The following is a 20,715-nucleotide window of genomic DNA, read 5'->3' as shown; positions in this document are numbered from 1 at the left end:
TTCACGCCTTCCACATCATTTTGTTCCGAAAAGTCTATCTCCTGCATCGCCAAGTCCTGGTACGATATAGCCTTTTTCATCCAATTTTTCATCGAGTGCGGCAATATAGATGTCCACATCAGGATGCGCTTCCGTCATTGCTTCTACCCCTTCTGGAGCCGCAATCAGACACATGAATCGGATGTTTTTTGCACCGCGTTTTTTCAATGAATTGACCGCTTCAATCGCAGATCCGCCTGTCGCGAGCATTGGGTCAACGAGGATCAATTCACGCTCTGAAACGTCAGAAGGCAGTTTTACATAGTATTCGACCGGTTGCAATGTCGCCGGGTCGCGGTAAAGTCCGATATGCCCGACGCGAGCAGCTGGAATTAGGTTCAAAATTCCGTCTACCATGCCGATTCCCGCACGTAAAATCGGGATAATGCCCAGTTTTTTACCAGCAAGCACTTTCGAGTTCGCCTTTTTAACCGGTGTTTCAACCTCCACTTCCATTAACGGAAGTTCGCGTGTAATTTCGTACGCCATAAGCGTCGCCACTTCATCGACAAGTTCACGGAATTCTTTCGTTCCTGTGTTGACGTCACGTATATGTGTCAGTTTGTGTTGAATGAGTGGATGATCAAAAACATGTACTTTTGGCATGATTATTCGCCCCTTTTCGGAATGTCTTGTTTATTATAGCAGAAACGGACTATATGGACATCTGCAAGCTAAACGTTTTCCTTCTTTTCAAATAGTCGGTCGATTTCAATCGGTGGTGATTGAGCTTTTGTGGTGATGGTTTGAGCGCTTGGCGCGTTGATTGATCACCTGGGTGATGATTTGAGCGCTAAACATGCACAACAAGCCGCTATCTGTCTAGGATGGCGGCTTGTTGTGTCAGATATATTATGCGTAGAGCGGGAACTTGTCCGTCAATGCTGCAACGCGTTGTTGTGCTTCTTTTTTCACGGCTTCGTCTTCAGGGTTTTTCAGAACGCTTGCCATGATGGATGCGATTTCCTTCATTTCTTCTTCTTTGAAACCGCGCGTCGTCACTGCCGGTGTACCAAGACGGATACCGGATGTTACGAATGGGCTTTCTGTATCGTAAGGAATTGTGTTTTTATTTGCAGTGATACCAACTTCGTCTAATGCATGTTCTGCGATTTTTCCTGTAATACCAAGTGAGCGTAGGTTCACTAATACGAGATGGTTATCTGTACCGCCTGAGACGATATCAACACCTTCTGCGATAAGTGCTTCTGCAAGTGTTTTTGCATTCTTTTTCACTTGTTGGATATACGTTTTGAATTCTGGCTTTTGCGCTTCACCAAATGCAACTGCTTTTGCAGCGATCACGTGCATAAGCGGGCCGCCTTGAACACCAGGGAAAATGGATTTGTCTAGTTTCCGACCGAATTCTTCTGAAGAAAGAATAAGTCCTCCACGTGGACCTCTTAATGTTTTATGCGTCGTTGACGTAACGAAGTGTGCGTGCGGCACTGGATTCGGATGTTCGCCTACTGCAACAAGACCTGCGATATGAGCCATGTCTACAAATAAGTAGGCACCAACTTCATCTGCAATTTCACGGAATTTCGCAAAGTCGATTTCACGAGGGTAAGCACTCGCGCCAGCTACGATCATTTTAGGCTTATGCTCAAGCGCTTTTTGACGGACATCTTCATAGTCGATCAGTTCGTCTTCTTTACCGACACCATATTCAACAAAGTTATACAATTCACCGGAGAAGTTCACCGGGCTACCATGCGTCAAGTGACCGCCGTGTGATAGATTCATACCGAGTACTGTATCGCCTGGCTCTAGTACAGCGAAATAGACAGCCATATTCGCTTGTGCACCTGAGTGTGGTTGAACGTTTGCATATTCTGCACCGAAAATTTCTTTTAGACGGTCACGAGCGATATTTTCCACGACATCGACATGTTCACAACCGCCGTAATAGCGTTTGCCCGGATAACCTTCAGCATACTTATTTGTTAAATAAGAGCCTTGTGCTTCCATGACCGCTTCCGTTACGAAGTTTTCGGATGCAATTAGTTCAATGTTGGATTGTTGACGCTTTTTCTCCGCCATAATCGCTTCGTATACTGCTGCATCATCACGTTTTACATTGTTTAAATCCATGTTCTCATTCCCCTTCTTCATCTATTATTTCGGTGCCAGTTACTGCCACAATTAGGCCAACAGGACGTTGGTCATGCATTCGTTGCCATTCGAACAGCAAAGGGTTCGATTGGCCTTAATTGCTGCATGCTTTACAGAAATTAAGGCACTTTCAAGAGGCGACGAACTTAGAATGCCTTCCTTTTGTGTCAGTAACTGGCACCGGATGTTCTAGGTTGACTACACTGTTATTCGTAAATTGCTCTTGTTCCTCCGATTAACTTCGGCCGCGTCGTTGCCACGGTCACAATCGCATCACCGATTTTTCCGACGCTTGTCCGGAGCGGGACTGCAACCGGTTTAAGATGCATACCGATCAATGTCTGACCGATATCGATTCCCGCAGAAGCTCGGATTTCTTCCACTACAATTGGATCTTCCATATGACGATACGCATAGGCCGACATCGAACCGCCCGCATGCGCGACCGGAATGACCGAAACCGGGTCAAGCTTAAATTTTTCAGCTGCCTTGCGTTCAATTGTCAATGCCCGATTGATATGTTCGCAGCCTTGGAATGCAAGAAACAATTGATGTTTCTTGGCAAATTCCGTTAAAGGTTCGAACAGCATTTCGCCGATTTCAATTGCTCCCGCAGTGCCGATGCGGCTACCCGCGATTTCAGAAGTGGAACAGCCGACGACAAAGAGCGAACCCGGTTCTAGATTGGTCTTTTCAGCCATTTCTGCCAACAACTGTTCCAATTGAGCTTTACATCGGTGTAAAACATCCATTTCTCTGCACCTGCCTTTTTCTAAAGGCGCTAGCTACTGTCACTTGCGCTTTTCTTTTTCAAACTTCAGTAGCCAGATGCTCGAATCATAAGTCATTCCAGCTATGCGGCAAAAGACGCCGCGCCGCTGGTTCGTCTTATGCCTGGCGCATCTATACGGCTACTTGCGCTTTTCTTTAGTCTTCCAATTCCATCAGTTTGCCGATTCGGCGCTCATGACGGCCACCTTCAAATGTCGTATTCAGCCATGTAGCGGCGATTTCCCTTGCAAGGCCCGGTCCGATGACACGTTCCCCCATTGCAAGGATGTTGGAATCATTATGCTGTCTTGTCGCTTTCGCACTGAAGACGTCATGGACAAGCGCACAACGGATGCCTTTCACTTTATTGGCAGCGATGGACATGCCGATCCCGGTTCCGCAGATCAGGATGCCGCGGTCAAAATTGCCGGATGCGACTCCGTTTGCAACAGGCGTCGCAAAATCCGGATAGTCGACAGATTCGTTGGAATCCGGACCGAAATCAACATATTCCACGCCTAATTCCACTAATAATTGCACGATTTCACGGCGGAGATTATTCCCCCCATGGTCTGAAGCTATCGCGATTTTCACAGCGTCCCTCTTTTCATAATTTACTTATAACTCATTCTACCATCTTCCCGTAAAAAAAACAGCGAAATTTAGCGCCTGTATCATGTCATATAAAAATGATGCCAACTAGACGATTTGGCATCATTTAAGTAGTCTTTATTATTTTGCTCGATCAAATTTATGGATGACGTTGTAAAGCTCTTCCGATTGTCTCTTCAATTCACTTGCCATCGCATCCACCTGTTCAATGGAGCGAACTTGTTCTTCGGTCGCAGCGCTGACTTCCTGCGCACCCGCCGACGTTTCCTCTGCGATGGCGGCAACTTCTTGCGATTGACGTGCCGTCGTTTCGATATTGGTCAACTGATTTTCAACAAATTTCGTAATATCCACAACAGAATCCGCCATGCCGTTCACTTTCAATGTCATCGCTTCGACATTTCCAGTCGTTTCATTTGCACGATCGGCTTCGATTGCGGCTGTTTTCACTTGCTGTTCCATCTCTTTCACGACTTTTGTAACGTCTGTTTGGATCGTCGCGACGAGTGCGGAAATCCCCTGAACCGCTTTGGCGCTTTCATCCGCGAGGACACGGACTTCTTCCGCGACAACAGCGAATCCTTTACCATGTTCACCTGCACGTGCCGCCTCGATCGATGCATTTAACGCGAGTAAATTGGTCTGTGCCGCGATATTTCCGACAAGCTGAACAATTTCACCAATTTTTTGTGCATTTTCGTCGAGCTGTCGGATCGTCCCCAATGACAACTCACTTTGCGCCGACATATTCCGGATTCCCTCTACGAGCGTACGGAATACTTCCGTTGTCCGTACAAGTTCATCCAGCATCTCTTTTGAGCGGACGGACGAATCTTCCGCCCGGTTATTCACCTCGACAGCCAATACGCGTACATCCTCAATCGCTTCGGCGGTTTCCTGAATGGCAATCGCCGATTCTTCCGCCCCTGCGGAAATTTCCAAAATGGTTGAAGCGACCGCGTCCGCCTGTCGAGTCGCAGCTCCGGTTTCCGCTGATAGTTTGTCCACTGTTGTTGCGGTTTTCTCAAAGTTCGTTTCGATTTGCTCAACAACTGTGCGTAAGTTCAAGACCATGTGCTGAAACGCTTCTGCAAGTGAACGGATTTCATCGGATGATCGCGGCAATTCGATATCCGTACCGATTTCACCAGCCGCCACTTTGTTGGCCGCCTGTTCAAGGTTTTGCAATGGTTTTGTCAAAATGGTACTGAACAGTGCCGCTAATAAGCCGGACCAGAATATGCCCAATGCATACGTCATCACCGCAAACCAGAACTTATCAAAATTCGGAAAGAATTGCGGTTGTATAAAGTTGATGAATACCGCACTCGTTGTATACGTGACAATCGCCAATATCGTGACGAATAAAACGAGTTTTTTTCGTAATCCGAATTGTTTCTTTCCCCTAGTGTTCATCATTTTCCCTCCGCTAATTTCTGTTCGAGTTCGTCGATGATCCGTGATAATTCGGCAAAAGTATGCCGATAGGTTTCCAAATCGCCTCCGAAAGGATCATGGACATCTCCATCTTTTCCTGCTTGAACAAATCCTTTTAACGTAAACGTCTTCTGCTCCACCGCGGGATTAACATGTAGAAGCGCCGCTTTATGCGCTTCTGTCATGGTCAGGATGAGATCCGCCCATTCCAAGTCCTCCTGTGAGATTGCTCTGGAGACAGGCGTATGCGGCATGTTCGCCTCGTCAATCAACACCTGCGCATGCTGTGATATTGGCCACCCGTCTTGCGCATAAATGCCCGCCGAACGAACCGCCATACCGTCGATCCCTTTCGACCGAAGAATCGCCTCTGCCATCGGGCTTCTACAAGTATTCCCCGTACAAATCAAATAAATATTCATAATTATCACCTTCTATATCTTTAGAATAACGGAGTTCTATGAGGAAAGAAATAGATAAATTCAACGAAAACATGACATTATTCCCAGAGCCAACAAAGCGATGCCCGCCAATCGTCTGAGCACTTTTCCATTTTTGATCCCTAGATGGCGTTTAAAACGAAGCACAGCATAGGAAAATAGTAAAGAAAGCAATCCGGATGCCAAGATAAAAAGCGTCTTATCCAATTGGAGCATCCCAACCGATACACTGACAGAGAAGGTATCCAGACTGACAGCTACCGCAATCACAGCCGGAGATACCGCCTTATTGACCGCTGTCTTTGCATCGTCATCATGTAAAAGCATTTGGATACCGATCAAGCCCAACAATACACCGGACAATAATCCGCTCCATTCCGAAAAAAGACTCGCTGTCATTTCTCCTGCCCAAAAGCCGAGAAACGGAAATGCCATATTCAGAAAGGCTGTCCAGAGCGCTAATTTGAATCTTCCTTTTTTCACATGCAACAAGGCGTAGACGATGAGAATATCGATCGTCGTAATCCCCGCCACGACTAATTCCGTCAAACTAAAACCTCCCCAGATACCACATTCGTCCATTTTATGCGATACCTAAGGAGGTCATGCCTATTCAGATTAGTCTTTATACCACTTTCCGTCAGCCGCTTTCGTCAAGCGATTCATCACGGCTGCGCCTACGCCGGCCAAATCCGTTTCAACCGCTAAGATGATGTCCGCATCGGTCTCATCACATTGACGGAGTGCCCTGTATAGATTTGCGGCCATCGCTTCATGATCCGCCTCGGAACCAATAGCGAAAAACCAGTCCACTTTGGGGATGTCCAACTCGTCCGGGCCAATGAGTGCGACTTTCTTCCCTTCTTCATGCAGGGATTCAATGGCGACGGCAATTTGATCCGATTCATTCCCGATCAGATAAAGTGGCGCTTCGGGTGCGTAATGGGCATACTTCATACCGGGGGCACGCGGCGCTTTTTCATCGGATACTTTATTCTCAACTTGAACAGGGCCAATGAGCGTTTCAATCATTTCTTTCGTCACCCCGCCCGGTCTTAAAATCGCTGGGGGTGTCGTAGTCATATCGATGACCGTCGACTCCACGCCGACGCCCGTTTTTCCGCCATCCAAAATGAGCGGGATCAAACCTTTCAGATCTTCATACACATGGGAAGCTTCTGTCGGGCTCGGCTTGCCGCTGCGATTGGCACTTGGCGCGGCAAGCGGTTCCCGTAATGTGCGAAGAAGTTCCAATGCGACGGGATGATCAGGCATTCGGAGTCCGACTGTGTCCACACCCGGGGTCACATTTTCAGCAATGACGCCCGGAATTTTAGGCAGGACTAACGTCAGGGGTCCAGGCCAATAAGCAGCCATCAATTTTTCCGCTTCCGGCGTAATGCCGGTAGCATAGTTTGAAACCTCTTCTTGTCGTCCTATATGTACAATGAGCGGATTATCAGAAGGCCGCCCTTTCGCTGCAAATATCTTCTGCACCGCTTGTTCGTCCGTGGCGATGGCTCCGAGACCGTATACCGTTTCAGTCGGAAACGCCACGACCTCTCCACTTTTCAATATATCCACAGCTTGTTTATATTTTTTTTCGTTATCCATATTTTTATCCACGGTTGCAATGATTGTTTCCATGTGAAAAACCCCTTTTATACACAGTTTTCATTAATTATCCACAAATTTTGTTGATAACCTTATGAAAACCAAGATTTTATCCACTCCCAGACGAAGAATGTGACTTCTTCCTCCTCTTCTTTCCCCTGTTCTTCCTTTTGATCTGGAAAACAGATTTTCGGGAACAGTGCACACCACCAATTATCCCCACGTCCACTTCCAATTGTTAAGATGTACGCATCATAAGTGTCTTGTGGATGGATGAAAAGCCCAGCTCTTTTCGGTGGAAACAGCGCTTCCGTCCTTTCCAATGTAACCGCATGACCATTGGACAAGGATGCAGCCACTTCTAGGACAGTCTCTTCAATTGCAGTCAAGTTATCCACAAGCTCTTGGTTGGACTGCGAATCGGCAACCGCCTTTGCGATGAGCGGTTCGATTTCCCGCTGGATATTTCTTTTAACCTGTTGATCGACAGGGGCATTCGAATGCGCAAGTAATCGGAAACGAATGGTGTCTTCCTCTTCTACTCCCCCTGTGAATAAGGTAATGATGGATTGTATAATAAGCAGGACGATGATGAATTCAATGTATGGTAGCAACTTGTCCCATAATGTTTTCTTTCTTGCAACCTCGTAATCTTCTAACATAGCGATCCCCTCCTACTCGCATTGTCGCCAGAGGGAGGGGGATTTATTCACCAATCTTGCAAAATATCATTCGATCTTTACCGTTGATATCTTTTACAATTTCAATGACAGCTTTAGGAAATGCAGTTTGGAAGAGCTGGTGCACAGCTTCGCCTTGTAAATAACCGATTTCGACGCCGATCAATGCAGGGCAATTCATAAGCGGCGGTAATGTTTCCGCAAGTTGCCGGTAAAAGAAGAGTCCGTCTTCGTCAGCAAATAGGGCACCATGCGGCTCGTGATCTAGGACTGTATCCGCCATTTGCTTCGCTTCGTTATGTGCGATATAAGGTGGGTTGGATAAGACCATATCCCATTTTTGTCCGACGATCGGGTCAGTGAGATCCCCTAAACGGAAATCGATATCGGCATCGTTATCCACAGCGTTCTGCTTGGCGACCGCAATCGCTCCTTCACTTATATCTGTCGCGGTGACAGAAGACTCGGGCCATTCTTTTTTGAATGAGATCGCGATGGCACCGCTTCCGGTACCGATATCTGCGACTCGGATTGATTGTTGCGGAAACAGTTTCCGGCCACGTTGCAATGCATTGTAGACAAGTTCCTCCGTTTCTGGACGCGGGATGAGAACATTGTCATCCACCTTGAATGTATATCCGTAAAACTGTTCGGAACCGATAATGTATTGCACCGGTTTGCCTGTGAGCAACTCGCGCATCGCATCCCAAAAGGCTTGCTGTTGTTCAGAAGTGAGCGGTTCACGTAAATCGGCAAGCAAACTGGCGCTTGTCTTTTGGGTGATGTGCTCCATCAGAAGTTTCGCCGCATGGGTGTCGAGCCCTTTTTCTTCTAATTGTGAAGTGGCTCGCTGAAGTGCTGCATACACTTGTTCAGTCATGCTGATCCAAACTTTCAAGGCGTTTCGCCTGTTCTTCAAGGATGAGTGCCTCGACGACTTCATCGAGTTTTCCTTCGATGATTTGATCTAGTTTTTGAATCGTCAAACCGATGCGGTGATCAGTCACCCGGTTTTGTGGGAAATTATAAGTACGGATCCGCTCAGAACGGTCACCTGTTCCGACTGCCGATTTTCGACTCGCAGCATATTCTGCTTGCGCTTCTTGTTGTGCCGCATCATAGACACGAGCTTTTAATACTTTCATCGCTTTTTCACGGTTTTTAATTTGTGATTTTTCATCTTGCATGGATACGATGATTCCCGTCGGTAGGTGCGTAATACGAACAGCAGAGTCTGTCGTGTTAACATGCTGACCACCTGCACCACTTGAACGGTACGTATCGATTTTCAGATCTTCTCGGAGAATTTCAATATCGACATCTTCGGCTTCCGGTAAGACTGCGACTGTCGCAGTTGATGTATGGATCCGACCGCCCGACTCCGTTTCCGGCACACGCTGCACGCGATGTGCCCCGTTTTCAAATTTTAATTTTGAATAGGCCCCTTCGCCGTTAATCATGAAAATGATTTCTTTGAAACCACCCAGTTCGGTCGGAGAAGCATCCATCACATCGACTTTCCAGTTGTTCATTTCCGCATAGCGGCTGTACATCCGGAATAAGTTCCCTGCAAATAAAGCAGCCTCGTCTCCTCCGGCCGCCCCTCTGATTTCCATGATAACGTTTTTGCTATCATTCGGATCTTTCGGCACAAGCAATATTTTCAGTTGCGCTTCGAGTGCTTCAATTTTCTCTTCCAACTCGGACAATTCCATTTTGACGAGCTCTTTCATTTCATCATCGAGCGGTTCATTCAACATCTCTTTGGCATTTTTCTGTTCTGTCATCGCAATTTTATATTCACGGTACGCCTCAACCGTTTCCTGCAGACCGGATTGCTCTTTCGAATAATCCCGGAGCTTTTTCATATCGCTCACGACATCTGGATCGCTCAGCAATTCATTCAGTTGATCGTATCGATCTTCTACTGCCTGAAGCCTTTCAAACATATTGGACACCTCATTTATAGAACTAATTTGTATGTTAATTGTACGGGAAATGGCGTGGTAAATACAGTTATTTCTCTGGTTGGGGGTGTTGGGTTGTTGCTGGAGAGCGTTGTGTACTTTTGATTAGCAAAAATGTAAAAACCCGCCTGGTTTCCCAAGCGGGGATTGAGTGTTTACTGTTCAAAAATTGCGACCGAGGTGCCTTTCGGTACTTCATGATGCTTGCGACATCTTGCTTCGTAGGCTTCTGCGGCACCGACCAGAATGACAGGATCATCGTATCCGGCTGGAACGCCGTTGATCAGTCTTTGGGTTCTGCTAGATGGCGAGCCGCAAACCGTGCAGACGGCTTGGAGTTTGGTGACATGTTCGGCGACCGCCATGAGACGAGGCATCGGCCCGAATGGTTCTCCCCGGAAGTCTTGATCGAGACCGGCAAGGATGACCCGGAATCCGCGATCCGCCAGATTCATGACCATGTCAACAATGCCTTCATCGAAAAATTGGGCTTCGTCAATAGCGATGACATCATACTCATCGGTGACAAATTCTTCAATATGCGCTGAGCTCGCAACCGGATTGGCAATGACGGTTGTCCCATTATGACTGACGACCGCTTCCTCGCTATAACGATCGTCTATTTCCGGTTTGAATACGGCAATTTTCTGTTTGGCAAATTGCGCTCTGCGGATTCGGCGAATCAATTCTTCCGACTTCCCTGAGAACATGCTGCCGCAAATCACTTCGATCCAGCCGCCTTGCATCGACACGTACATGTGAAATCCCCTTCCCACTTACTTATAAGGTTTTATTTTATCGTCATCAGAATATCGAACAAGTCGGATGTGACGTTTATTCTTTGTCAGTTGGCTATGATTGATGCAAATCCTGATGTATGTTCGGATTCGTTTACCATCTTCTCCAAATAGAAATACCCGCCGATGCATATGCACCTGACGGGTATTGTGAAAGCCTTACTCTTCGTCGCGGCCTTCTTCTTTGAGACCATATTTTTTGTTGAAGCGGTCGACACGGCCGTCCGCTGCAGCAAATTTCTGGCGTCCAGTGTAGAATGGGTGGCATTCTGAGCAAACTTCCACTCGGATGTCCTCTTTTACAGAACCTGTTTCGAATGTGTTTCCACATGAACAAGTGACAGTTGCTACTTTATAAGCTGGATGAATTCCTGCTCTCATCAATCTCTCTCCTCTCGCCCTGAACCATCTGGAACAGAGTTTTATTATAAGACTGATGCCTTACACGACCCGTGTATGTCAGCCGTATATGCAGCAGATTGGTAATCAAATTACCTAAGTGATTATAACAAATCTTTTTAGCTTGTGCAACTATTTATTGTTTGGATGAGGGGGATGAGAATTGGTTGGTGTATGAGCGCGGGGATAAGGAGTTTGATCATTTGCGAGGGGATTTGAGCGCTCGAGGGCGAGGTTTGAGCGCGGGAGGACGGAGTTTGAGCGTGGAAACAGTGGATTGATCACTTGCGGGGATTTATGAGCGTGGGAGGACGGAGTTTGAGCGCTGGGGGCAGGGGTTTGATCACTTGCAGGGAATTATGAGCGCGGGAGGACGGGGTTTGAGCGCTGGGGGCAGGGGTTTGATCACTTGCAGGGAATTATGAGCGCGGGAGGACGGGGTTTGAGCGGTAGCTGTGGAATATGAGCGTTTATGGACTTTTACCTACTTAGGTGTTTATTTCATTTGCACGAAAAAGAATCCGCCCTTGTGTAAAGGGCGGATTTCGTTTTTTATAGTAAGCCTTTGCCGTTTCGGTGGGCTTTCATTTCTTGGTTGAGTTTCTCGAAAAATTCTTCGTTTGTTTTGGTTTGGCGAAGTTTTTTCAGGAAGCGTTCGGCAAAGTCGGGCGCGTCGGAAAATGTTTTTCGAATGGCCCATAGTTTTTCGAGTTGGTTGGATGGAATGAGCAATTCTTCTTTTCGCGTACCGGAGCGGCGAATATCGAGCGCTGGGAAGATCCGGCGTTCTGCCAAGTTCCGATCGAGATGAAGCTCCATATTACCGGTTCCTTTGAATTCTTCGTAGATGACTTCGTCCATCCGCGAGCCTGTATCGATCAATGCGGTTGCTAGTATCGTCAAGCTACCGCCTTCTTCCAGATTACGCGCTGCCCCGAAAAATCGTTTCGGGCGGTGGAATGCGGCAGGATCGATCCCTCCTGAGAGCGTACGTCCGCTTGGCGGGATGACCAGGTTGTATGCTCGTGCAAGTCGGGTGATGGAGTCCATCAAAATGACGACGTCACGTTTATGTTCAACTAGACGCATCGCGCGTTCCAGAACGAGTTCTGCCACTTTGACATGGTTTTCAGGCACTTCGTCAAAAGTGGAGCTGACGACATCCGCTTTGACGGATCGTTCGATGTCGGTCACTTCTTCCGGGCGCTCGTCGATCAACAGGACAATCAGTTCCGTTTCGGGATGATTGGTTGTAATGGCGTTGGCAATTTCCTTCAATAACATCGTTTTCCCCGCTTTTGGTGGAGCGACGATCAAGCCACGTTGCCCGAAGCCGACTGGGGAAACAAGATCCATAATGCGGGTAGACAAATTGTTTGGTGTTGTTTCCAGATGAATATGGCGATTCGGGTAAAGCGGTGTCAATGCCGGGAAATGGACGCGTTCACGGGCCACTTCCGGGTCTTCCCCATTGACGGCTTCTACGTGCAGCAAGCCATAATAGCGTTCTGATTCTTTTGGCGGCCGGACTTTCCCGGTTACTTTATCGCCATTCCGAAGATCGAATCGGCGGATTTGAGAAGCGGAAATGTAGATGTCTTCCGAACTCGGAGAATAGTTGATCGGTCGAAGAAATCCATAACCTTCTGATTGAATGATTTCAAGGACACCTTCCATGAAGAAGTATCCTTCTTGTTCTGCCCGCGATTTCAAGATCGAGAAAATCAGCTCTTTTTTCGTGAGCTTTGCATAATAAGCAATTTTGTATTGTTTGGCTAAGCTGTATAACTCTTTCAAAGTCATATTTTCCAGCGCCGAGATTGTTAATATTGACATGTGTGTGCACCACTCTTTACATTAATGGTTTTTAGGATTGGTTTAATAATGAAGGGGTTGATTCCGGGAAGGTTTCTTCTTACATTCTGGGATGTGTCGATCAGTTCACTTCTCTCCGCTACTTATGCGGTTTCTTATTGTACCAACTTCCTGTTGTTATAGGTGAAGATGCCCGACGATATGCCGGGCATCCAAGGTCTATCAGTCTTGCATAACGAGTAGAGGTTTTTTCTTCATGCTGTGACGGCCTTCCACGAAACGGATTGTGCCGGATTTCGAACGCATGACGATTGAGTGCGTTTCACAATAACCGCCCTTGAATTGCACACCGCTGAGCAGTTCGCCATCTGTAACGCCTGTTGCAGCAAATATCGCGTCATCACCTTTGACGAGGTCTTCCATACGGAGCACTTTATTGACGTCAATGCCCATTTCCTTGCAGCGTTGAGCTTCTTCCTCATTGGAAGGTACGAGTCTGCCTTGGATTTCGCCGCCTAAACATTTCAGGCCGACTGCAGCGATAACGCCTTCTGGTGCACCGCCCAGTCCAAACAGGATATCTACGCCGGTTTCGTCGAATGCAGTGTTGATGGCTGCAGCAACATCTCCGTCGTTGATGAGTTTGATGCGTGCACCTGCCGCTCGAATCTCTTCGATAATGGCAGCATGACGTTCTCTGTTCAAAACAGTAGCAACAATGTCGCCGATTTCTTTGTTTTTCGCTTTCGCGACTGCATGAAGGTTTTCTGTCACCGATGCATCGATATCAATTTTACCGACGGCTTCAGGACCGACAGCAATTTTGTTCATATACATATCAGGCGCATGGAGGAGGTTGCCTTTGTCTGCAATCGCTAGAACCGCGAGCGCATTCCAGCCGCCAGCCGCTACAATGTTCGTCCCTTCAAGTGGGTCGACTGCAACGTCCACAGCTGGACCGCTTCCTGTTCCAAGTTCTTCACCGATATACAGCATTGGTGCTTCGTCCATTTCCCCTTCACCGATGACAACGACTCCTTGCATCGGGATCGTGTCAAAAACTGTGCGCATCGCTGTTGTTGCAGCATCATCCGCTTCGTTTTTCAAACCACGTCCCATCCAGCGTGATGCGGATACAGCCGCCGCTTCTGTCACACGCACTAATTCCATTGATAAACTGCGTTCCATTTGTGTTCCTCCTATATTTTACGAACAACCCGTAAATTTTCAACTCGTTTTGTCATGGCATCGGATGCCGTATTTATTCGCTCACAACCGCCTTTTCAGGAATCGTCACTTTGCGGATGTCCGCTCCGATCCCTTGAAGTTTGGGAATGAGTGAGCTATATCCACGCTCAATATGCTGGATTTCTTGGATTTCCGTCTCGCCATCCGCAATAAGTCCAGCGATGACGAGTGCTGCCCCTGCGCGTAAATCGGATGCGCGGACAGTTGCCGCTTGAAGCGGTTTCGGTCCCGACAGGATGGCTGAGCGCCCTTCTACCCGCCCATCCGCATTCATCCGGCGCAGTTCGTCAATCTGTTTAAAGCGGGCCGAATAAACCGTATCGGTAATGACTGAAGAACCGACCGCTTGGGTCAGCAACACCGAAAACGGTTGTTGTAAATCCGTCGGAAAACCTGGATAGACAAGCGTTTTCACATCGACGGCTTGTAATTTCCTCGATTTCGGGATGTAAATCTGTTCTTCCCTTTCTTCGATCTTGACGCCCATTTCACGAAGTTTTGCTGTCAACGCCTCGACATGGAGCGGAATGACATTATCGATCGTAATCCCACTGCCAGCTACGGCCGCCATGATCATAAACGTCCCCGCTTCAATCCGGTCAGGGATGATCGTATGTTTCGTCCCATGAAGTCTTTCTACACCTTCAATGCGAATGACATTGGTGCCTGCGCCTTTGATCTTCGCACCCATATTGGATAATAAAGTTGCGACGTCGATAATCTCTGGTTCTTTCGCAGCGTTTTCGATAATGGTACGTCCTTTTGCCCGCACAGCCGCTAGCATAATATTGATCGTCGCGCCAACGCTGACGACGTCCAGATAGATTTTCGCTCCGCGCAGTTCATCCGCTCGCAAATAGATGGCGCCGTGCTCATTGGTCACTTTCGCCCCTAGCGCTTCAAAACCTTTTATATGTTGATCGATCGGTCTCGGTCCCAAGTGGCACCCGCCCGGTAGACCGATGACCGCATTTTTGAATCGTCCCAACATGGCACCCATTAAGTAATAAGATGCACGTAGTTTTTTTACATTGCCATTCGGAAGTGGCATCGCAACCATTTCGGATGGATCAATGATCATTTTCCCTTTGTCGAAACGGACTTGACCACCGATTTCTTCGAGCAACGCCTGAAGCGTCAGTACGTCTGAAATCTCCGGAAGTCCATCGATCGTTACAGGGGAGTCTGCCAAAATAGAGGCAGGAATGAGCGCGACGGCACTGTTCTTTGCACCGCTCACTTTGATCGTCCCTTGTAATGGTTTGCCGCCCTTAATTTTATAAACGTCCATACGATTCTCCTTTGAACCTACAGTAACGGTCCATCATAAAGATAAGACCCCATTGCCAAAACCTATGGAAGTGTTGCGAATCGAACAGCGGAGGGTTCGATTTGCCTTAATTTCTGCGTTCTTTGCAGATATTAAGGCACTTAGATAAACGTAATTAAACCCCTTCAAAACCTGTGACATCCGCCGGAGGCTTAACCGAATTTCAGCGGAAACCTCTATTCCATTTAAGAGGTTTCCGCTTTTTTCCGTCTAGACTCCGGGCGCCAGACGCTCGGGTCACAAGGCAATCCTGCTGTGCGGTAAAGTACACCGCTGCAGGCTCGTCTTGTGCCTGTCGCGTCTAAGCAGGCGCCCTACGCTTTTGTTATTATTTACTTTTTCTTGTTTCCCAGTCTGCAAGGAACGCTTCGATTCCTTTGTCTGTCAATGGGTGGTTGAACAATTGCTTTAGTACGTTAAATGGTGTTGTTGCAATGTGGGCTCCGTTTAGTGCAGCGTCTGTGATATGTTGAGGACTACGAATGGAAGCAGCGATGATTTCCGTTTTCATATCATGAATAGCGAAAATATCCGCAATTGTTGAGATCAGTGATAAACCATCCTGACCGATATCATCCAATCTACCGAGGAATGGAGATACATATGTCGCTCCTGCACGTGCAGCGAGAAGGGCTTGGTTTGCGCTGAAAATGAGGGTGACGTTCGTCTTGATCCCTTCTTGGGCAAAGACTGAACATGCTTTCAATCCTTCTGGAGTCATTGGAAGTTTTACAGTGATATTCGGCGCGATTTTCGCGAGTTCCCGTCCTTCTTCAATCATTCCTTCCGCGTCGAGTGCAATGACTTCCGCGCTTACTGAACCAGGCACAAGCGCCGTAATTTCACGTAATCTGTCATGGAAAGGTACATCCTCTTTTGCAACGAGTGATGGATTTGTCGTCACTCCTGAAATGATACCCCAACTATGTGCTTCTTTAATCTCTTCAAAGTTTGCTGTGTCTATAAAAAACTTCATGACAGAATCCTCCTTAGTATGGTGAAAGTGACAATGGTGTAATCCATTAAAAGTCGTTTCTCTATTGAACTGCCGATTTCTGGCAGTTGTATGATGCGAAAAGAAGGAGAAGACATCTGTTGGTATGCTTCTCCTTTTGTGTTTCGAAAGGCGGTATCTTCATTCAGCAGAAGGCTTCCGCTGAACGAAGATAAAGCCTCCGGCGGATGTCACAGATTTTGAAAGGAGTCAAAGAAGGCAGTCTAAGTGCGCGACGTCCTAAAAGAAAAGTGCCTTAATTTCTGCAAAGATCGCAGAAATACGGCAAATCGAACCCTTTGCTGTTCGATTCGCAACGACTGCATGACCTACATCCTGTAGGCCCCAGGCTCGATTCAAAATCTGGACGCAATTACGCCAAGGCGTAACTGATTATGCCTTTTGGGAGCTGCCGAACTCGCGCATTTTCTCGATGACTGTCGCTTTGATCGCATCGCGCATCGGTGCCAAATATTTTCGTGGGTCATAGACATCCGGATCTGCAGCGAGTTTTTCCCGGACTGCTTTCGTCCCTTGGATTTGGTTCTCCGTGTTCACATTGATTTTGGAAGTTCCGAGGGAGATAGCACGTTGGATATCCTTTAAAGGAATGCCCGTTCCACCGTGTAGAACAAGTGGTAAATCCGATTGACTCGAGATTTCTTCCATTTCTTTGAAACCGAGGTTCGGTTCACCTTTATAAGGGCCGTGGACAGAACCGAGTGCCGGCGCCAAGCAGTCAATCCCTGTTTTATCGACCAGTTCTTTACATTCTGCCGGATCTGCGTAAATGACTCCGTCTGCGATGACATCGTCTTCTTGTCCACCGACCACACCGAGTTCCGCTTCTACGGAAACGCCGCGTGCATGTGCATATTCCACAACTTGTTTTGTTATTTCAATATTTTCTGCGAGCGGTTTCGATGATGCGTCGATCATGACAGATGTAAAGCCGGCATCGATCGCTTCTTTACATTTTTCAAAACTTGAGCCGTGATCCAGATGAATTGCGACCGGAACGGTAATCTGGTAATCGTGAAGCAGACCTTTTACCATATTGACGACGGTTGTAAAGCCGCCCATATAACGTCCAGCCCCTTCAGAAACACCTAAAATGACCGGTGATTGCTCTTCCTGTGCCGCCTGTAAAATCGCTTGCGTATATTCAAGATTGTTCAGATTGAACTGACCAATTGCATAACCTTCTTTTTTCCCTTTGATCATCATATCTTTCATCGATACGAGCGCCATTCGAATTCCTCCTCGGATAATTGAATCTTGTACATGTTTATCTCTCTTATATACCACTCATATCATAACAAAAACAGACAGTGTTTACCACTGCCTGCTTTGTCACTTTTCAAATAATGCGCTAACTGCATCACGGACTTCGTAAATGTCAAATGGTTTTGTAAAGTATTTCACTGCCCCGATTTTTAATGCATCATCGGTCAATTCAATCTCGCCGTATGCAGTCATCATAATTACGGGGATTTCCGGCCAGCCGTTCTTAATTCTTTTCAACACTTCGATTCCGTCAATTCCGGGCATCTTCATATCAAGCAAAATACAATCAGGCGCCTCTATCTCCACTGATTGAAGCGCTTCCATTCCGTTTGCAGCAAGACGTGTGACAAAGCCTTCCCGCCGGAATACCTCATCGAGTAGAAGACGTATGCCCATCTGATCATCAACGATCAACAGTTTTTTCAATTTGCAATCCCTTCTTCCCGGCAATCTTCATTGTCTAGTATAGTACTTATTTGACAGCAATCTGATTTTTCCTGCTTTTTTTTGAAATAATATCATTCCGTTTCGATTTTTACTTTAACTGTAAAAACATTCTAGTCAAACGCGAAGGGAACGCGAGCTTTTCCTTTAACGATAAGATTGAACAAGCTTTGCATTACTTTTCTCGTACAACCTTTTTGCTGTATTTTTCAGTTTTCCTATGTTTGGAATACCGCCATAACTTATAGAAAAGGAGTAAGTTCTGTGCAATCTGTTCTACTTCATAATATACTATAAAATTCTGATAATAAAGTTAAATCAACGTTTTGATTATAAAAAGCGGGATTTGTAGGTTTTCAAAAGTAAAAAACTTATAATGGATGGGAGGTGGTAAGGTTGAAAATATTAACAACACAAATTGGCGGCCTTTTGGGGCGCATTGCGGCAAATGGCGAAGAATCGATTGAAGAGACTGCGCGACTTCTCGCCCAGGCGACCATTGGTGAAGGGCGTGTTATTTTAGCTGGAGCCAAGGAAATGGAAGCGGTCATTGTGACAGCCTTGTATGGCGTTGAACCATTACAGGGAGCGGTCCGTTATGAAGAAGGAATGGAGATTGGTTCAGCCGATCGTGTTTGGCTGTTTACCCGTTCCTCTTCCGATGAGTGGGCGCTAGAGTTGGCGCGCACGCTGGCTGATCGCTTCATCCCGTTTGCCGCGCTGGCAGCTGAAAAACCTGGTGAAGATAATGAGCTTGAAAATTTAGCGTACACTTATGTATCAACCGGTCTGACACGCGGGCTATTGCCTGGCGACAACGGTGAGCGAATTGTCCAACCGCATGCGATGGCTTCTTTATTTGTCTATGAGGCCGTGAAGCTGGCGTATGATGAAATGCTTTCGGATGAAGATTGAGGGCAAGACAAAGACAGCACCCGCTTGGAATTTTCCAGGTGGGTGCTGTCTTTTATTATTTAACTATAGGCGCCCTATGCTTTTCTTATTTCCCTTCCATTGCCGCGCCGATGAAGTCGCGGATGAGTGGTTGTGGGCGTGTTGGGCGGGATGCGAATTCCGGATGGAACTGGCAGCCGATGAAAAACGGATGGTCTTTCAATTCGATCATTTCAATCAGTTGATCGTCAGGGCTTTTCCCTGATAGGATCATTCCTGCTTCTTCGAATTGTTCGCGATACGCATTATTGAATTCGAAACGGTGACGGTGACGTTCGTAAACCAATTCTTCTTCGTAGGCTTCGTATGCTTTTGTCCCTTTTTTCAATTTGCATGGGTGTAAACCTAGTCGCATTGTACCGCCGTGCTCTTCATTTCCGTTATCTTCCGGATGATTTTCGATGATGGCGTTTGGTGTTTCCTTATCAAATTCCGTGGAATTCGCGTCTTGGATGTCCAGAACATTGCGCGCGAATTCGACCGCCGCTAACTGCATGCCTAAACCGATGCCTAAGAACGGAACTCCATTCATGCGCGCGTACGCGGCTGCTTCGATTTTACCGTCGATTCCACGGTCACCGAATCCACTTGGCACGACAATGCCATCAACATCCGCTAAAAATTCTGCTGCATTTTGCGCATTCAATTCTTCAGAATTAATCCATTTCACTTCGATATCCGCGTCGAAACCATAACCTGCGTGGCGCAATGCTTCCACTACTGAGATATACGCATCTTGCAGCTCGACATATTTCCCGACAAGTGCGATACGAACTTTTTTCGAAAGGGATTTGACAAGCGTCACAAGTTCCTTGATCTCCGTTAAATCCGGTTCTTTCGTTTTAAGGTCTAGGAAGTCGACAACAATGTTATCCATATGCTGTTCATGCAATCGGAGCGGCACTTCGTATAACGTTTCCGCATCCAATGCTTCAATGACTTCTTCAGCTTTGATGTTACAGAATAAAGCGATCTTGTCTTTCATATCTTGTGGCACCGGGTATTCACTTCGCACGACGATCATATTCGGTTGAATCCCGAGGCTTCGTAGTTCTTTAACGCTATGCTGTGTCGGTTTTGTTTTCAGTTCGCCGGCAGCCTGCAAATAAGGAACAAGTGTGTTATGGATATACATCACGTCATTTTTACCGAGATCCGTTTTCATCTGACGGATGGCTTCCAAGTAAGGTAGGGATTCGATGTCCCCTACACTGCCGCCAATTTCTGTAATGACGACATCTGCATTCGTCTCTTTCCCCGCACGTTTGATGAGGTTTTTGATTTCATTCGTAATATGTGGGATGACTTGAACCGTTGCGCCTTTGTACTCGCCGCGACGTTCTTTTTTCAATACGGAGGAATAGACTTTCCCCATTGTTACGTTCGAAAACTTGTTCAATTTGATGTCGATGAAGCGCTCATAATGACCTAAGTCGAGATCTGTTTCCGCTCCGTCTTCTGTGACGAACACTTCTCCGTGTTGGTAGGGACTCATCATTCTCGGGTCCAAGTTGATGTAAGGATCGAATTTTTGGATGGTTACTTGAAGACCACGGTTTTTCAATAACCGGCCAAGCGATGCGGCGTTAATCCCTTTTCCTAGTGATGAAACAACGCCACCCGTTACAAAGATGTATTTTGTCATGTCAAACTCCTCCGTTCATTTCGTTGAATGATGATAGAAAAATCAAAAAGCGCTCCATCTGTAGTTATCGCCTACAGGAGGAGCGCATATGCACTGGTTCATGTGTCCTTTTTTAAGGAGCCCAGTA

Annotated in this window: 21 protein-coding genes; 1 reads left to right on the top strand and 20 read right to left on the bottom strand. The window is 46.9% G+C overall.

The window, feature by feature from the left end:
- Positions 1-15 precede the first annotated feature (15 nt).
- From upp to MHZ95_RS18845, 19 genes are all read right to left on the bottom strand, one after another.
- A complete protein-coding gene (upp, locus tag MHZ95_RS18935) occupies positions 16-645 on the bottom strand; it encodes a uracil phosphoribosyltransferase (RefSeq protein WP_239392360.1) in 630 nt (209 codons plus the stop codon).
- A 246-nt stretch (positions 646-891) separates the two neighbouring features.
- Positions 892-2,133, bottom strand: a complete 1,242-nt coding sequence (gene glyA, locus MHZ95_RS18930) for a serine hydroxymethyltransferase (RefSeq protein ID WP_239392359.1) — start codon at positions 2,131-2,133, stop codon at positions 892-894.
- A 227-nt stretch (positions 2,134-2,360) separates the two neighbouring features.
- Entirely contained in the window at positions 2,361-2,906 is a 546-nt protein-coding gene (locus MHZ95_RS18925) for a TIGR01440 family protein (protein WP_239392358.1), read from the bottom strand.
- Between the two features lie 175 nt (positions 2,907-3,081).
- Entirely contained in the window at positions 3,082-3,519 is a 438-nt protein-coding gene (gene rpiB / locus MHZ95_RS18920) for a ribose 5-phosphate isomerase B (protein WP_239392357.1), read from the bottom strand.
- A 138-nt stretch (positions 3,520-3,657) separates the two neighbouring features.
- The gene (locus tag MHZ95_RS18915) at positions 3,658-4,953 is read right to left on the bottom strand and encodes a methyl-accepting chemotaxis protein (protein WP_370643114.1); all 1,296 of its coding nucleotides are present in this window, start codon (positions 4,951-4,953) and stop codon (positions 3,658-3,660) included.
- Positions 4,953-5,396 (bottom strand): low molecular weight protein arginine phosphatase, encoded by a 444-nt coding sequence (locus MHZ95_RS18910; RefSeq protein ID WP_239392355.1) that lies wholly within the window; start codon positions 5,394-5,396, stop codon positions 4,953-4,955. The genes MHZ95_RS18915 and MHZ95_RS18910 overlap by 1 nt, the downstream gene beginning before the upstream one ends.
- A gap of 60 nt (positions 5,397-5,456) precedes the next feature.
- Positions 5,457-5,963: a manganese efflux pump gene (locus MHZ95_RS18905; RefSeq protein WP_239392354.1), complete on the bottom strand. Its 507-nt coding sequence runs from the start codon at positions 5,961-5,963 to the stop codon at positions 5,457-5,459.
- 69 nt (positions 5,964-6,032) lie between these two features.
- Complete coding sequence (locus MHZ95_RS18900; protein WP_239392353.1) at positions 6,033-7,061, bottom strand: L-threonylcarbamoyladenylate synthase; 1,029 nt, start codon at positions 7,059-7,061, stop codon at positions 6,033-6,035.
- A gap of 59 nt (positions 7,062-7,120) precedes the next feature.
- Positions 7,121-7,690: a stage II sporulation protein R gene (locus tag MHZ95_RS18895; protein WP_239392352.1), complete on the bottom strand. Its 570-nt coding sequence runs from the start codon at positions 7,688-7,690 to the stop codon at positions 7,121-7,123.
- Between the two features lie 43 nt (positions 7,691-7,733).
- The gene (gene prmC / locus MHZ95_RS18890; RefSeq protein ID WP_370643113.1) at positions 7,734-8,606 is read right to left on the bottom strand and encodes a peptide chain release factor N(5)-glutamine methyltransferase; all 873 of its coding nucleotides are present in this window, start codon (positions 8,604-8,606) and stop codon (positions 7,734-7,736) included.
- Positions 8,581-9,657: a peptide chain release factor 1 gene (gene prfA, locus MHZ95_RS18885; protein ID WP_239392351.1), complete on the bottom strand. Its 1,077-nt coding sequence runs from the start codon at positions 9,655-9,657 to the stop codon at positions 8,581-8,583. The genes prmC and prfA overlap by 26 nt, the downstream gene beginning before the upstream one ends.
- Positions 9,658-9,830: 173 nt before the next feature.
- A complete protein-coding gene (locus MHZ95_RS18880; protein ID WP_239392350.1) occupies positions 9,831-10,433 on the bottom strand; it encodes a thymidine kinase in 603 nt (200 codons plus the stop codon).
- 198 nt (positions 10,434-10,631) lie between these two features.
- Positions 10,632-10,853: a 50S ribosomal protein L31 gene (gene rpmE / locus MHZ95_RS18875; protein ID WP_239392349.1), complete on the bottom strand. Its 222-nt coding sequence runs from the start codon at positions 10,851-10,853 to the stop codon at positions 10,632-10,634.
- Between the two features lie 570 nt (positions 10,854-11,423).
- Positions 11,424-12,707 carry a transcription termination factor Rho gene (rho, locus tag MHZ95_RS18870; RefSeq protein WP_239392348.1) on the bottom strand — a complete coding sequence of 428 codons (1,284 nt, stop codon included), beginning with the start codon at positions 12,705-12,707 and terminating at the stop codon, positions 11,424-11,426.
- A gap of 201 nt (positions 12,708-12,908) precedes the next feature.
- Positions 12,909-13,874 (bottom strand): class II fructose-bisphosphatase, encoded by a 966-nt coding sequence (gene glpX, locus MHZ95_RS18865; protein WP_239392347.1) that lies wholly within the window; start codon positions 13,872-13,874, stop codon positions 12,909-12,911.
- 73 nt (positions 13,875-13,947) lie between these two features.
- Complete coding sequence (locus MHZ95_RS18860; RefSeq protein ID WP_239392346.1) at positions 13,948-15,225, bottom strand: UDP-N-acetylglucosamine 1-carboxyvinyltransferase; 1,278 nt, start codon at positions 15,223-15,225, stop codon at positions 13,948-13,950.
- A 367-nt stretch (positions 15,226-15,592) separates the two neighbouring features.
- Positions 15,593-16,240 (bottom strand): fructose-6-phosphate aldolase, encoded by a 648-nt coding sequence (gene fsa, locus MHZ95_RS18855; RefSeq protein ID WP_239392345.1) that lies wholly within the window; start codon positions 16,238-16,240, stop codon positions 15,593-15,595.
- 411 nt (positions 16,241-16,651) lie between these two features.
- Entirely contained in the window at positions 16,652-17,509 is an 858-nt protein-coding gene (locus tag MHZ95_RS18850; RefSeq protein WP_239392344.1) for a class II fructose-bisphosphate aldolase, read from the bottom strand.
- A 102-nt stretch (positions 17,510-17,611) separates the two neighbouring features.
- Positions 17,612-17,971, bottom strand: coding sequence for a response regulator (locus MHZ95_RS18845; protein ID WP_255726852.1), 360 nt, complete (start codon positions 17,969-17,971; stop codon positions 17,612-17,614).
- 414 nt (positions 17,972-18,385) lie between these two features.
- On the opposite strand from MHZ95_RS18845, the gene MHZ95_RS18840 reads away from it, so the two are divergent.
- Positions 18,386-18,904, top strand: coding sequence for a DUF2529 family protein (locus MHZ95_RS18840; protein ID WP_239392343.1), 519 nt, complete (start codon positions 18,386-18,388; stop codon positions 18,902-18,904).
- Between the two features lie 85 nt (positions 18,905-18,989).
- On the opposite strand, the gene MHZ95_RS18835 is transcribed toward MHZ95_RS18840, so the two are convergent.
- Complete coding sequence (locus tag MHZ95_RS18835) at positions 18,990-20,588, bottom strand: CTP synthase (RefSeq protein WP_239392342.1); 1,599 nt, start codon at positions 20,586-20,588, stop codon at positions 18,990-18,992.
- Between the last annotated feature and the right edge of the window lie 127 nt (positions 20,589-20,715).

The organism is Sporosarcina sp. ACRSM, assembly GCF_022346545.1.
Taxonomy (GTDB): domain Bacteria; phylum Bacillota; class Bacilli; order Bacillales_A; family Planococcaceae; genus Sporosarcina.
Note: the sequence above shows the minus strand (reverse complement) of the source record. Positions and strands in the feature narration are given on the sequence as shown.